14 protein-coding genes and 1 pseudogene are annotated in these 13,981 nt (G+C 37.2%); 4 read left to right on the forward strand and 11 right to left on the reverse strand.

The features are described from left to right. The first annotated feature begins 238 nt into the window (after positions 1–238). From J2Z82_RS00235 to J2Z82_RS00245, 3 genes and pseudogenes are all read left to right on the forward strand, one after another. Positions 239–1,030, forward strand: a complete 792-nt coding sequence (locus J2Z82_RS00235; protein ID WP_209478795.1) for a hypothetical protein — start codon at positions 239–241, stop codon at positions 1,028–1,030. 454 nt (positions 1,031–1,484) lie between these two features. Further along, entirely contained in the window at positions 1,485–2,129 is a 645-nt protein-coding gene (locus J2Z82_RS00240) for a hypothetical protein (RefSeq protein ID WP_209478796.1), read from the forward strand. A 205-nt stretch (positions 2,130–2,334) separates the two neighbouring features. Further along, positions 2,335–2,798: pseudogene (locus tag J2Z82_RS00245) on the forward strand (DegV family protein); the annotation flags it as partial. 120 nt (positions 2,799–2,918) lie between these two features. On the opposite strand, the gene J2Z82_RS00250 reads toward J2Z82_RS00245, so the two are convergent. Continuing rightward, entirely contained in the window at positions 2,919–3,092 is a 174-nt protein-coding gene (locus tag J2Z82_RS00250; protein ID WP_209478797.1) for a hypothetical protein, read from the reverse strand. 619 nt (positions 3,093–3,711) lie between these two features. Here J2Z82_RS00250 and J2Z82_RS00255 point away from each other — a divergent pair. Then, positions 3,712–4,266 carry an NADPH-dependent FMN reductase gene (locus J2Z82_RS00255; protein WP_209478798.1) on the forward strand — a complete coding sequence of 185 codons (555 nt, stop codon included), beginning with the start codon at positions 3,712–3,714 and terminating at the stop codon, positions 4,264–4,266. A gap of 292 nt (positions 4,267–4,558) precedes the next feature. On the opposite strand, the gene J2Z82_RS00260 is transcribed toward J2Z82_RS00255, so the two are convergent. The 10 genes from J2Z82_RS00260 to hpaB form a co-directional block, all read right to left on the reverse strand. Further along, on the reverse strand, positions 4,559–5,350 hold the full coding sequence (locus tag J2Z82_RS00260; RefSeq protein WP_209478799.1) for a 2-keto-4-pentenoate hydratase: 792 nt from the start codon (positions 5,348–5,350) through the stop codon (positions 4,559–4,561). Between the two features lie 2 nt (positions 5,351–5,352). Further along, the gene (dmpG, locus tag J2Z82_RS00265; protein WP_209478800.1) at positions 5,353–6,375 is read right to left on the reverse strand and encodes a 4-hydroxy-2-oxovalerate aldolase; all 1,023 of its coding nucleotides are present in this window, start codon (positions 6,373–6,375) and stop codon (positions 5,353–5,355) included. 22 nt (positions 6,376–6,397) lie between these two features. Further along, a complete protein-coding gene (locus J2Z82_RS00270) occupies positions 6,398–7,294 on the reverse strand; it encodes an acetaldehyde dehydrogenase (acetylating) (RefSeq protein ID WP_209478801.1) in 897 nt (298 codons plus the stop codon). 59 nt (positions 7,295–7,353) lie between these two features. Next, positions 7,354–8,136, reverse strand: a complete 783-nt coding sequence (locus J2Z82_RS00275) for a 2-keto-4-pentenoate hydratase (RefSeq protein WP_209478802.1) — start codon at positions 8,134–8,136, stop codon at positions 7,354–7,356. A 57-nt stretch (positions 8,137–8,193) separates the two neighbouring features. Next, positions 8,194–9,663: an aldehyde dehydrogenase gene (locus tag J2Z82_RS00280; RefSeq protein ID WP_209478803.1), complete on the reverse strand. Its 1,470-nt coding sequence runs from the start codon at positions 9,661–9,663 to the stop codon at positions 8,194–8,196. A gap of 13 nt (positions 9,664–9,676) precedes the next feature. Beyond that, positions 9,677–10,129 carry a RidA family protein gene (locus J2Z82_RS00285; RefSeq protein WP_209478804.1) on the reverse strand — a complete coding sequence of 151 codons (453 nt, stop codon included), beginning with the start codon at positions 10,127–10,129 and terminating at the stop codon, positions 9,677–9,679. Beyond that, entirely contained in the window at positions 10,126–11,133 is a 1,008-nt protein-coding gene (locus J2Z82_RS00290; RefSeq protein ID WP_209478805.1) for an amidohydrolase family protein, read from the reverse strand. Before J2Z82_RS00290 ends, J2Z82_RS00285 begins: the two co-directional genes overlap by 4 nt. Next, on the reverse strand, positions 11,130–11,660 hold the full coding sequence (locus J2Z82_RS00295; protein ID WP_092493781.1) for a 3-hydroxyanthranilate 3,4-dioxygenase: 531 nt from the start codon (positions 11,658–11,660) through the stop codon (positions 11,130–11,132). Before J2Z82_RS00295 ends, J2Z82_RS00290 begins: the two co-directional genes overlap by 4 nt. 58 nt (positions 11,661–11,718) lie before the next feature. Continuing rightward, entirely contained in the window at positions 11,719–12,246 is a 528-nt protein-coding gene (locus tag J2Z82_RS00300) for an FAD synthetase (RefSeq protein WP_209478806.1), read from the reverse strand. A gap of 68 nt (positions 12,247–12,314) precedes the next feature. Next, on the reverse strand, positions 12,315–13,799 hold the full coding sequence (hpaB, locus tag J2Z82_RS00305; protein WP_209478807.1) for a 4-hydroxyphenylacetate 3-monooxygenase, oxygenase component: 1,485 nt from the start codon (positions 13,797–13,799) through the stop codon (positions 12,315–12,317). Positions 13,800–13,981: the final 182 nt, after the last annotated feature.

Consider the following 13,981-nt stretch of genomic DNA (forward strand, 5'->3'; position numbering starts at 1 on the left):
CATGGTATATAAACTATTTTTCTTTTTGCTTATCTCAAACATAATGGAATGGAAATAGTCCTCTCAAGTTTAACTAAGCTGTTCTCATATTTTGATATGTTAGTATTAAAAAGATTATCATCTTTTGCAATAATTAGAGTAAATAGCATAAACTACTAATATGGGTATTATTAGAACATTTATTAACAGGTGTTGGTAAATGTTAATAAAATACAATTAAAATCCGGAGGCGATTTAAATGGAAATTGTAAATCCAGCATTCGATAATTTTTTTACAGCAAAACACATTGCTGAACCAATTGTTTCTGTTACTAAGAATGACTTAGAGAAAATAGATCATTTTTTTAATAACAGAAACTTTGATGTACTAGCATTTCGTGAAAAAGATTCTATTATTGGTTATATAGAAAAACAACAATTTACATTTGATAACTGGACTGACTATATACATAAATTTGACATAAAAGATCTAGTTTCAGTCAATACTCCGTTATTTGAGTGTATTCAATTATTAAAAAAGCAAGACAGACTCTTCATAATTGATAGATCAAGTATTATTGCCATAATAACAACTTCTGATCTAGAAAAACCTGCTGTTCGCATGCTTTTCTACGGGCTAATTACTTCATTTGAAAGCAGTGTAGCATTATTAATAAAAAAACTTTATCCAAACGACACCTGGAAAAATTGCCTAAATGAAGGGAGAGTTAAGAAAGCACAAGAAGAATATAATAAACTTATGGAAAAAAACAGAGAAAATGATTTACTGGATTGTACCCAGTTTTGTGATAAAACAGATATTCTTCTTAATGATAACAATCATTTAGACGAATATATAGATCTGAGCAAGACAAAAGCAACTAAACTTTTTAGAGATTCTAGAAAACTAAGGGATGATTTATCTCACGCTCAACCACTATATAATACTTGGTTCGAGTTAGGTGATATATTTTATATAGCTGAAAATTTACATCATATTTTAGATAGGATAAAACAGGAAAATTCTGATGATAACAGTTATTATTATTAAATTATTTCTTAATTTACACGCTAATTAAAATGGCACTTTAATAATTTCAATCAACAAAATAATCACTATCAATCCACTTAACCTCTATTGTCATGTTTTCCTTTATATAAACACAGAGGAACAATTATTTATTGCTACACAATAGGTTTAGTGAAATTAGATCAATTTCTCCATAAGTTTGTCAGCAAGACATCGTCACTATTGGGACCGTATATTTTTCTCCTTTGGTATTTTAACGAAAACCGGAACTTGCATGATAAAGATAAACTGTGCAAGGTGCAAGGAATGGCATTAAGTGAAAGTGGTTATATTACAACCTCATTAAAGATTGATTCTAGTTTCATTCCTCAAACTAAAGGTAAAGCATTGTGTATGTTTTTACTCTATTGAAACATTCTGAATATTTACATACGAAATGTTTGTAATTATAATTGATTTATTAAGGAGTGATTTAATGAAAAAAGTATTTTTATTTGTATCCTTTTCCCTAATTCTAAGTCTATACATAGTTACAACGGTAAGCGCAGATACATGGGTTGATGGTTATTTACGTGATGATGGTACTTATGTTGAAGGTCATTTCCGGACTGAAGCTGATGGTTACTTTTGGAACAATTATAGTGCCTATGGTAATTTAAATCCTTATACAGGAGAATATGGCACCAAATTTCCGGAGTATGATTCCTTCGATTCTGGCTATGATTCTTATGAGTATGATCCCTATGATTCTGGGGTTGATTCAGGCTATGACTCCTATGAGTATGATTCCTACGACTCTGGCGTCGATTCTGGCTATGACTCTTATGAGTATGATTCCTATGATTCTGGGGTTGATTCAGGCTATGACTCCTATGAGTACGATTCCTTCGATTCTGGAGTCGATTCAGGCTATGACTCCTACGAGTACGATTCCTACGACTCTGGGGTTGATTCAGGCTATGACTCCTACGAGTACGATTCCTACGACTCTGAGCTTGATTCAGGCTATGACTCCTACGAATATGATTCCTACGACTCTGGGGTTGATTCAGGCTATGATTCATATGAGTATGATTCCTACGACTCTGGGCTCGATTCAGGCTATGACTCGGGTTGGTAAAACCTATTTTTTCATAAAGCACGATAAAATAGACTTCATATGAGTATGAGGTCTATTTTTTATACTCCATTAGTGTGATAACCATCTAATAGAATGTAGAACCATTTTACCTATTTAATGAATAACAACCCCCTTTACTGTATAATTAGTCACACGTAATGTAGGACGTACAGGAACAGCTTTTTTACACGAAAGGGGATGTACCATGAGAAGAATTATCCTATCGACAGAAAGTGGAGCAGATTTACCAGAGGACTTGGCGGAAAAGCATGCTGTCCAGGTGGTGCCGATGCATGTCATCATGGATGGGAAGGATTACTTAGATGGTTCTTTACCCGTACAAGATATTTACGACTATTATGATTGCACGAAAAAGATACCCTCTACAACTGCCACAAATGCTCATGAATATCATGACTTTTTACGAAGATAAAGGCGGATTATCCTGGTTGCATCATTATTCACATTGGATATACGTCAAAGGCATCCGCTTCTTTTCAAAGTGCAGTGATTGCATCTGGGGATTTTGAGGATCTCTTTCTCATTGATGCTTTAAACGTTACAGGTGGATTAGCAGCTATTGTGATGCATGCTGTTACCTTGCTGGAGAATGAACCTGCAATTGAACCTGATAGTCTGGTAGAAAAAATTGAAGCTCTTGCACCCCAAATATCTTTCCACGCCTTTGCTTTCAAATTATATAATTTATCAAAGTTTATTTCCTCTTTTCCCTTAAGTTATCAGGATCTAATTCGGCACTCCGTATACTTGGGATAAGGTAATTTGCATTCACACCGCTAAGGGATTCAAGACTCCAGCATGAAAGGTATCGGTATAAAGGATATCGTTTATGGATGAATTGATAATCATATTTTTATAGTCTTCCACAGCTGAACTCACTGGAAAAGGAATGAACCTGGAGCCCGTGTAAACAAAATACGCTCCAAGAACTTCTGCACCCAATATATCCCCTCCTTTTGAATACCGCCAACCACCTTTTCTGATCGCTTTTTTAGCAAACTTCATATTAATAACATCGGATAAAACAAACCCTCAGCAGAACGGCCAGGCTACAGTTTAAACTCAATTTCAATTCTCCTTGTATCATAGATTTAAATAGACTGCAATACAAAACAAGAATCGGATTCTTGTTTTGCGTTATCTTCATTTATTAATTTTTAAGTCATTTGAACTAACTAAATTTTCATCATCGCCAAATGAAACATTTGTAAATCCTTCTCCGATTTTAGCTTCAGTACCTACAAATTCATGTCCAAGGACATGTAGAACTTTTCGACTGTTATTGGATGTACATCCCCTTTCCATGGTGATAGGCTTTTAGGTCACTCCCAGAAATTCCTGTCCAGGCTACTTATACCTTTGCTTTTACAGCTGTTACTTCAGGCTCAATAGATCTGACAGATTCCTAAAAATAAACTAAACAATATTTAATATTGTGAAATTTTAGAGTTGTTTTATTAAGTGAATTTAAAGATAATTGAAATGTAATATGAAGAGTCATAGCTTAAATTAACTAATAGTTAATAAAGAAAAATATTGTTTGGAAAGGATAGGTTTAATTATGAAAATAGTTGGAGTGTCGGGAACGATTGTGGGAAAAAAAACATCAATACTCGTAAAAGCTGTTATGGAGGAAATAAACAGTATAGACTCTAGTATTGAAACCAAACTCCTTGATTTAAGGGAATATGATATGCAATTTAGTGACGGTAGAAGCTTTGATTTATATAATAACGATACTCAAAGAATTATAGAAGAAATGTCTAGTGCCGATGCTTACCTTATTGGAAGCCCAATATTTAATGGTTCAATACCAGCCCCATTAAAAAATGTGTTTGATTTGGTTAAACCATCGATATTTCGCCATAAAGTTATGGCTTTCGTAGCAAATGGGGGAACATACCAACATTATCTAATGATTGAGAATCAATTAAAACCGATAGCAGGATACCTGCGATCTCATGTGGCCCCATCATATGTTTATGCTAACTGTGATCATTATACTGAGGATAATAAAATCGTTAATACAGAACTCTTGGGTCGCATTCATACACTAGCAAAAGAGATAGTGCACATGCAAAAGGTATTGAAGTCAAAAACAACAGGCATAACATAAAACTCCATGGTAGGCTTCGTCATTACTAACCACGCCTTATACAGAGCTCATATTAAACAGTAACAAGACATAGCAATACCTAGTCACGGGGAAAATTTATTAGCAAGCCCGCAAGTGCCATTGGAATCTTGGCACTTTTTCACGCAAAAATACGAAAACCTCCTAAGTATCCCCTCCCCCCTTTCCTATCCTTTCCTAAGGTCACTGAATAGTTTATCTAGTAAACAAATAAGGTAACCACCTACTAGATATTGGTGATTACCTTGTTTCTATATCCCGTTGGAACTTATTTTCATTTACAAAACATAGAAACACTGCCTAAATTATCGAATTCCGCAATAATAGAATCCCCCGAATCGAAGGCAATTGCACCTGACATCGCACCACTTAGGATAATATCACCTTTTTTAAGACCTTTTCCCCGTGCTGCTAACTGATGAACTGCCCAAGTTATAGCTGTTGCAGGATGTCCTAAAACAGCAGCACTCGATCCTGTTGCAGCTACCTTACCATTTTTAGTCATCACCATTCCAATATTACCTAAATCAACTGTGTCTGGCGAAACCCATTTGCTTCCTACAATAAATTTAGCAGAGGAACAGTTATCTGCTACCACATCGACTAAAGTGAATTTAAAATCTTTGTAACGACTATCAATAATTTCAATGGCAGGAGCAACATATTTTGTTGCGTTTATTACATCTTCCTCCGTTATATCTGCACCCTTTAAATCTTGATCCATGAAAAAGGCAATTTCTGGCTCGGCTTTTGGATGTATAAGTTGTGCATGAACCACAGGCTCCCATTCATACGCCAGCATATCATTATGCAGCACCCCATAAATAGCTTCGTTTACTCCCATCATTTCTTGTTTGGCTTTACTCGTTAATCCAAGCTTTAACCCAATTTTCTTTGTTCCATTCTCTACCAGTTTATGAGCAAGTAACCCATCTTGTAACCCATAGGCTTCTTCGATCGTTAGTTCCGGATAGTCATCGGTCACTTTAATCACTTCAACTGCGTCCTGCTCTGCTGCGTACAAATAATTAATAATTTCTTTTTCTTTATTTGTAATCAAAGACATATTTAAACCCTCTCTTTAGCTTTTTTGGATAAATCAGCAGCGACATCAACAATCATATCTTCTTGCCCACCAACTACTTTCATTTTTCCGAGTTCTATTAAAATATCACGTGGGTCAACTCCAAATTTTTTCCCAGCACGTTCTGCATGGAGTAGGAAACTAGAATATACTCCAGCATATCCTAGAACAAGACTTCCTTTGCGTATTTCCTGTGACCCTTGAATAATAGGACCTACCACATTTTCGGCTACATCCATCATTTTATACAAATCTATGCCCAGATCTATCCCCATTCGTTCCAAGACCGCAAGTAATACTTCGGTTTGAGCATTCCCAGCACCTGCCCCCAGACAACGAATACTTCCGTCAATTCGGGTCGCCCCTTCTTCAATCGCAACAAGTGTGTTTGCTATAGCTAATGATAAATTGTTATGAGCATGGAAACCAATCTCTACATCTAAATGTTCACGCATTGCGCGGATCTTTTCACGTACTTCATGTGGAAGCAATGCCCCAGCAGAGTCCGTTACATAAACAGCTTGAGCTCCATAACTTTCCATCAGTTTAGCTTGCTCCACCAATTTCTCAGAAGAGACAGAATGTGCCATCATTAAAAACCCAATTGCTTCCATTCCTAACTCCCGAGCTTTTTTAATATGTTGAGCAGATACATCGGCCTCAGTCGCATGGGTCGCAACACGTACTAATTGAGCCCCGAGATTATGCGCTTGTTCTAATTCATTTATTGTTCCAATCCCAGGGATGAGTAGCACAGAAACTTTTGTATGTTTACATTCATCAACAGCTGCTTCAATCAACTTCATTTCATCAACAAGGGATCTTCCATATTGCAAAGTAGATCCACCTAAGCCATCTCCATGACTGACTTCTAGATAATGCATGCCGGCATTATCTACCGACTTCGCAACATCACGCACTTGTTTTTCGGTAAATGCATGTGCTACCACATGGCTCCCGTCACGTAAACTTACTTCTGTTAGTTGTAAATCTTTACCATCACTCATTTAATTCACTCCTGTCGATTTCTTATGATTCTATTTGCACTGCCGCTTTTTCATCTAACATTAAACGACCAAAGTCTTCGCCAACACGCTTGGCTGCAGCTGTCATGATATCAAGGTTGCCTGCATAGGGTGGAAAGTAATCTCCCGCTCCTTCAATCTCAAGAAAAATAGTTATGGTATTCTCATCGAATATAGGATCTTGTCGGAGATGATATCCTGGTACGTATTCTTTTACTTTATCAACCATTGATTTAATCGCAGTGTTCACTTTTTCTTCATCCATATGTTCTACTTCACAGTACACTGTGTTTCGCATTAGAATTGGTGGATCTGCTGGATTTAAAATAATTAACGCCTTTCCGGTATCTGCACCACCGACTTTTTCAATTCCACGACGTGTTGTAATTGTAAATTCATCAATATTCGCTCTTGTTCCTGGACCAGCGCTTAAACTAGAGATTGTCGCAACTATTTCACCATACTTCACATTTGCAACCTGATTAACGGCATTGACAATAGGAATCGTCGCCTGACCGCCACACGTTATCATATTTACATTATCCAATTTACTATTATCTTCTTTATTACTAACCGCTGGAGAAAAAAAAGGGCCAACAGCAGCAGGGGTAAGGTCAACCACCATTTTGCCAAGGTCTTTTAAAATTTTTGCATGTTCCACATGAGCAATCGCAGATGTTGCATCAAAGACAATATCCGCTAAACCTGGATTGTCAATGAAACCTTGTATCCCGTTAGAAAAGACTCTATACCCATTTTTTTCCGCTCTTATTAATCCATCAGAATCCGCGTCTATTCCAATCATAGTAGTTAAATCAATCACATCACTTTGTTCTAATTTATACATCAAATCCGTCCCAATATTTCCTGAGCCGATTATAGCCGCTTTTACTTTTTCCAATTTATTTCCCCTCTCTCATTCAAAATAGTTTTGCTGGAATACCTTTAAGTTACGAAAAGCTATTTAAAATAAACAGCTACATTACCAAGTGAACCAAATTTAGCTTCAATCTTATCACCAGCAGTTACAGCTTCAGCTCCAGATAAAGCACCGGGTAAAATTAATTCATCCTTTTTCAATGTAATATCGTACTCATATAATTTATTTGCTAACCAGGCAATAGCCTCCGCCGGATGTCCAAGAGCGGCAGCACCGGCCCCTGTTGCAATCAATTTCTCATTTTTAAACAAGACCATACTATTAGTACGTAAATCTACTTGATTTAGTGTTGATGTTTGACTACCAATTACCACTTTCGCGGATGATCCGTTATCAGCAACCGTATCAGCTAGTTTAATTTGCCAATCAGCAACTCGGCTATCAATAATCTCAAGCGTAGGCACAATATACCTCGTTGCCAACATGACATCTAAATAAGTGACATTTGGGCCTTTTAGATCTGTATCTAAAACAAAGCCAATTTCGGCTTCGACTTTCGGTGCAATCATCGTACTTACATTGACGTTTCCTCCATCTTCTATTTGCATGTCATCAAACAAGTGTCCATAATCAGGCTCATTGACATTCAACATACGTTGCATGGCATCACTAGTTAATCCAACCTTTTTACCAATGATCTTATTACCTTGTGCAAGCTTCATTTCCACAATCTCGAGTTGTACCTGATATGCCTCTTCAACCGTTAAGTTTTTATTCTGTTCAGTTAGCGGCCTAATTCCTTGACACGCTTTTTCTGCCTCTAATAGCTCTGTAACAAATTGACTAATTTGCTTTGACACCATATAGCCCCCTATACTAAACAAACGAAAGGCGATCACTTTATCCCCTTTCGTTTGTTTTTACTTTTTTATGGTAATCGTTTTTGCTTCAGTATAAAAATCGAAGCTGTGTCTACCACCCTCACGTCCAATGCCACTTGCTTTAGAGCCACCGAATGGAGTTCTTAAGTCACGAACATACCAACAATTAACCCATAATAAACCTGCATCTACTAGTGAGGAAACTCGTTGACCTCTTCGTAAATCATTGGTCCATACAACCCCTGCTAAACCGTAAATTGAATTATTGGCTATTTGGATTGCCTCTTCTTCTGTTTTAAATGGAATAACAACTGGTACTGGGCCGAAAATTTCTTCTTGCGCTACCCTCATCTTATTATCAACATCATATAAAATGGTAGGTTCATAGAAATTACCTGCTTCCATTTCTGCGACCATTTTTCCCCCATAGGCAAGTTTTGCACCTTCCGCTAATCCAAGTTGCACGTAGTCATCCACAGCTTCCAAGTGCCCAGAAGATACAAGAGCTCCCATATCAGTTGCTTCATCCAAAGGATCTCCTACTTTAATTTTCTTTACAGCTGCTACAAATTGATCTAAGAATTGATCATATATGCTTTCTTGCACCAGAATTCTTGAACCTGCTAAACAGATTTCCCCTTGATTACGATATATGGCATCAATTGATCCAGCTACCGCTTCTTCTAAATCAGCATCTGCAAATATAATATTCGCAGACTTTCCGCCAAGCTCTAATGAGACAGGAGTTAAATTTTCAGCTGCATTACGCATCACTGTTTTTCCCGTAGTCGACTCCCCAACAAAGGAAATCCTACTGACAGATGGGTGGGTAGCCATTTCTGTTCCTACAGAACCACCAGGCCCTGTCAATATATTGAGTACACCAGGAGGAAGCCCAGCCTCGTTAGCAATCTCACCCAACAAGACAGCACTTAGTGGTGTATAAGAGGCTGGTTTAACCACCACTGTATTGCCAGCAGCCAATGCTGCCGAGGCCTTCCATGTCATTTGCATGAAGGGAAGATTCCAAGGAATAATTAAGCTTGTAACTCCTGCTGGTGCATATTGTGCATAAGACATATGGTTATGCATATCATAATGTTCATCTACCATGTATTTAGCCATTTCAGCGAAAAATCGAAAGTTGTCTGCTGCACGGGGAATATCAAATCCACGACTTTCCTTAATTGGTTTACCAACATCTAATGTTTCAATATAGGCAAGTTTATCGACGTTTTCCATAATTAAATCCGCCATCTTGCATAAGATACGCGATCTTTCAATAACAGACATGGTGCTCCAAACTCCACTTACATATGTGCTTTGTGCCACGTCTATTGCTTGTTTCGCATCTTCTTTACCACCCTTAGCAACACTAGCTAGCTTCTTATTTGTAGCTGGGTTAATAGTCTCGAACGTTTCACCAGAAAGAGCTTCTATATATTTACCATCAATAAACAGCTTAGAATCCTGTATGAGTCTACTATTAGCTGCTACCTCATTAGTCACTTCCTATTCCTCCCTAATTTTCTATTTCAATAATCATTTCTATTTCAATTGCTGTGTTATTAGGAAGTTGTGCCATACCAACAGCTGAACGACCGTGTTTTCCTTTGTCTTCAAAGACTTCGCTAATTAAATCAGAAGCACCATTCATAACTTGTGGTAGTTCTATGAAATCTTCTGTCGAATTAACCATACCAAGTAATTTAACAAACTGTATTACATTACTTAGTTCGCCTACTTCATTTTTAACTACACTTAACAAATTTAGCATGGATTGACGAGCTGCCAGATAGCCATCTTCAGTAGTTAATTCATTGCCCAATTTACCATGATATTGGTCAACACCCTGTCCCGCAGTAAATAATAAATTCCCCACTCTCACACAGCTTACATAACTACCCCATGATGGCCTTAAAGGTGGCAAAACGTGTCCGAGTTCTTCAAGTTTTTCCTCTGGTGTTTTCGTCATTTGATTTCTTCCTTTATATCAACATTTAAAAAGTTAAGCGCATTTTTTCCTAAAATGGCCGTTCTTTGTTCATCTGTTAATTTAATAGTTTCATCAATCACTTTACCCGGGGGAACTTCCCTAAGTAGAAACGGGTAATCAGATCCCATTACAATTTTCTCATGACCAAAACGATCTATTAGATACCTAGTATTTAATGGGTCATAATTCAATGAATCAAAATAGAACTTTTTTGCGTAGTGACTAGGTGGCTTACTTGTTAATCGTAAGTCTGGCCACGCATTCCAACCTTGGTCTAACCGCGGTAAAATATAAGGGAACGATCCACCACCATGAGCAAAGCAAACTTTTAATCTAGGAAACCTTTCCATAATACCGCTATTAATTAAACTAGCTGCTGCTACAGCCGTTTCACTCGGCATTCCTACTGTATACATGAAATTATGACGGGGCAGGCGATCTCTACCCAAAGTCTCCCAGGGGTGAATGAATATTGGTACTCCCCATTTCTCTGCCATTTCAAAGAAAGTTGTAAATTCAGGTTCATCTAGATTTTTTCCATTGATATTTGTACCAATTTCAATACCCCTTAATCCTAATACATGTATACAACGATCCATCTCTTTAATAGATACTTCTACATTTTGTAAAGGGACAGTACCCAATCCAACAAAACGATCTGGATACTGTTTAACCGTATTAGCGATAAAGTCATTTTGTATTTTTGACATTTCTTCCGCTTCCTCTACTTTAGCCCAATAAGAAAATGTTACTGGGATAGGAGATAACACTTGAATATCTACACCTTCAGCATCCATATCCTGAATTCTTTTTTCTGGGCTCCACACCTGATCGGTAACTTCACGAAATACATTTCCCTCGATCATGATATTCGCACCACAACTACACGTTTTTTCCAATACCGGCCATTTGTCACTACCAAACTTATCCGTAAAATCAGGAATTTCCCCTGGAATAATATGTGTATGAAAATCTACTCTCATTTCCAAAGTCCTACAGTTTCGGACATAACATGACCACAATTATTACATGTACGAAGCTCTTCATTTGAATCAAACTCTTCAATTCCGCCTTTAAGCTGTTTTTCAATATTTGTTAATACCATTGTTATACGATGTAATTCATGATCACATTTGTCGCAAAACCAAACCATATCTTCCGTCACCCCTTCACCACGAGGTTGCTCGATAACGAGTCCATACGTGTTGGCAACTCGGTGTGGAGAATGTGGAACCATACCTGGTAATAAAAACACTTCCCCTTCCTTAACTGTTACAACTTCTCGTTTTCCTTCATCATTAATTACTTCAACATAACAATCACCTTTAATTTGGTAAAAAAACTCTTCTGAGGGACTTACATGGAAGTCACGACGTTTATTTGGTCCTCCAACCATCATACAAATGGTTTGGGAATCTGCCCAAAGCTGTTTGTTATTTACCGGTGGTTTCATTTCACTTTTATTCTCTTCAATCCAACCTAACAAATTAAATGCTTTAAACTTTGACATATTAAATACCTCCATTTTTTTAGTAAACTTGTAAACTCTTATTTAAATAAACTTAATCCTACCATCCTAAAAGGGGCTCAGTTTGTTGAATGTCCCCTTCTAACATCAACTCACGAATTCTTGTTGATGAAATACGTGTACCCTTCGTACAGTAAACTGTATGAATAGGTTGAACTAAAAAGTGTTTTTTCAGAAGATCTACGTCTCCTTTGCGGCTTTTTCCAAAACGAAAATCTTCTCCTACTCTTATACTCTTTGGGTTTAATCGTTTTAACTCACTTATAAAACTTTCAGGGCTTCGTTTTGTATATGATTCATCAAATGGTGCAATAACTACATAATCGACTCCTAGTCTTTTAAATCTGTGTATCTTTTCTTTAACAGATGTTAAAATGTGTGCACCTTGAAAGTAGGCACGTGGTGGTGGATCAAAGGTATATACCACACTTTGAACGCCCTCAATAGCACTTTCTCTCACTGTTTCTCGGATAACTTTCTGATGGCCACGATGTACACCATCAAAGGCACCTATTGTAATAATTGATTTAGGTAAGATAAGATTTTCATTCGCCTCATGAACCTCCAAAAAATCACGCCCTTTCAATCATGGGATATCTGAATTGTCCGTTATTATAAAAAAGATCAAAAATAATCTTAAACTGGATTCTTGGGATATTTATTTTTAAAATCAAGAGCTTCTTCCAGTGCACGGTCTACCATATCAAAGGAAGTTTGACGTTTATGTTTACTATAAAACATACCCAATTTCCTCACCGGATCACCTGAATAATACCGTTCATATTGCACTAATCTTTGGCCAAACGCTTCACCACTTAAGTCCCACGCTAACTTAAACAATCGAACCCGCTCCTCACCTGATATACCTGAACGTCCACCATAATAACGATCAATATCTTCTGCTAATTCCGGGTTGTTTAAATCCGCTTCCGTTGGGGGTAAGATTAATCCACTTGCTCCGATTGTTTGGATAACCTCAATAGCCCGAGGATATGCTTTCGGCAAAATGCCTCGAATAGTCTCCAATGGTATAGGATTAGGTATGGCCTCTCCATTAGATCTTATAGTATATTCATTTTCTGCAGTACGTAACAAAGCTCTAATCGTTTCAACAGACTGCACCAGTTCACCCAATTGTGTTTGTACATTTAGAAACCCGTCTACACCTATTGCATCAGCCACCTTTGATGCTACCTCTTGAGCAAACTTAAGTTTCACTAATCCTCGCGCCGCATTTTGATGAGTGTTTTGACTTAAACCAGTTTCAGAATAAAGTTTGTTGGCTGCGTCCACGTTGTTATAAAGAAAGACTCGATCCCAAGGTACAAGAACATCGTTGAAAATAAGAACAGCGTCATTTTCCTCAAACCTTGATGCAAGTGGATGATCAAATAACGGACGCTTTCCATCTTGCATAGGTTCCCGACACATTAAACGTAGCCCGGGCGTATCAATCGGTACAGCAAAAGACAACGCATACCGCTCGTCACCAGGTTTAAAACCCGGGAATGAATAAATAATAACCTCATCCGTAATAGGAGCAAGTGTTGCAAGCATTTTTGCCCCGCGAACAATAAGCCCGTCGGTGGTTTCTTCAACAGCACCTAAATGTGTAAAGAGATCTTTTTGTTCATGAGAAGATTTACTCCGGTCAACTTGCGGATTTATCAATGCATGTGTCATAAATAAATCATTATCACGAATATACTTGTAATAGTTTTTAATATTTTCCGCCCAGTCTGAATTGTATTGATTATAAAAGTTCGGACTACTAGCCATGGAAGTAACAGTCACATTCAAAAAGTCCGGCGTTCTTCCCATCAATCCAAAAGTCGCCTCTGCCCAAACATCGTATAATTCTCTACGAGCCATCAGGTCATCATAATTTTTAGGAACAATAAACGCATTTGATACCCTTTCACCGGTTTCCTCACATATACTCGTTATTTTGTCTCGATACTTAGAATCGTGTTGCATATCATACAATTTTGCAATTTCGCGAATCGGTTGTTTGAAATTGTCTTCATTGACTAGATCCGTAACCTTTCTTCCATTCATCCAAACTTCCGGTTGTCTTGATTTCAAAGCTTGGATATAATCTTCACCTGTTCTAATACCCATTATTCATCCTCCTTAGTTTTTGATTATCCATGAACCTTTAATTTCATTTTATAAATGTTCTAAATTCCTAAATTCTTCCTATAGTATTTCATGATAGTTTTATCCACTAAGTTAGCGCTTACATTTTGTAAATACTTAAGACTTTTTGATGTACATTTTTATTTATTCCTCTGATGGTTTTA

The sequence above is a fragment of the Virgibacillus litoralis genome (assembly GCF_017873675.1).
Lineage (GTDB): Bacteria > Bacillota > Bacilli > Bacillales > Amphibacillaceae > Lentibacillus > Lentibacillus litoralis.

Bases quoted from the DNA above. Each gene is read 5' to 3' on its own strand.
- hpaB (WP_209478807.1), bottom strand. From the start codon at position 13,799: ATGGGTATTAGAACAGGTGAAGATTATATCCAAGCTTTGAAATCAAGA.
- J2Z82_RS00285 (WP_209478804.1), bottom strand. From the start codon at position 10,129: ATGACGAAAACACCAGAGGAAAAACTTGAAGAACTCGGACACGTTTTG.
- J2Z82_RS00295 (WP_092493781.1), bottom strand. From the start codon at position 11,660: ATGTCAAAGTTTAAAGCATTTAATTTGTTAGGTTGGATTGAAGAGAAT.
- J2Z82_RS00255 (WP_209478798.1), top strand. From the start codon at position 3,712: ATGAAAATAGTTGGAGTGTCGGGAACGATTGTGGGAAAAAAAACATCA.
- J2Z82_RS00240 (WP_209478796.1), top strand. From the start codon at position 1,485: ATGAAAAAAGTATTTTTATTTGTATCCTTTTCCCTAATTCTAAGTCTA.
- J2Z82_RS00235 (WP_209478795.1), top strand. From the start codon at position 239: ATGGAAATTGTAAATCCAGCATTCGATAATTTTTTTACAGCAAAACAC.
- dmpG (WP_209478800.1), bottom strand. From the start codon at position 6,375: ATGAGTGATGGTAAAGATTTACAACTAACAGAAGTAAGTTTACGTGAC.
- J2Z82_RS00275 (WP_209478802.1), bottom strand. From the start codon at position 8,136: ATGGTGTCAAAGCAAATTAGTCAATTTGTTACAGAGCTATTAGAGGCA.
- J2Z82_RS00260 (WP_209478799.1), bottom strand. From the start codon at position 5,350: ATGTCTTTGATTACAAATAAAGAAAAAGAAATTATTAATTATTTGTAC.
- J2Z82_RS00290 (WP_209478805.1), bottom strand. From the start codon at position 11,133: ATGAGAGTAGATTTTCATACACATATTATTCCAGGGGAAATTCCTGAT.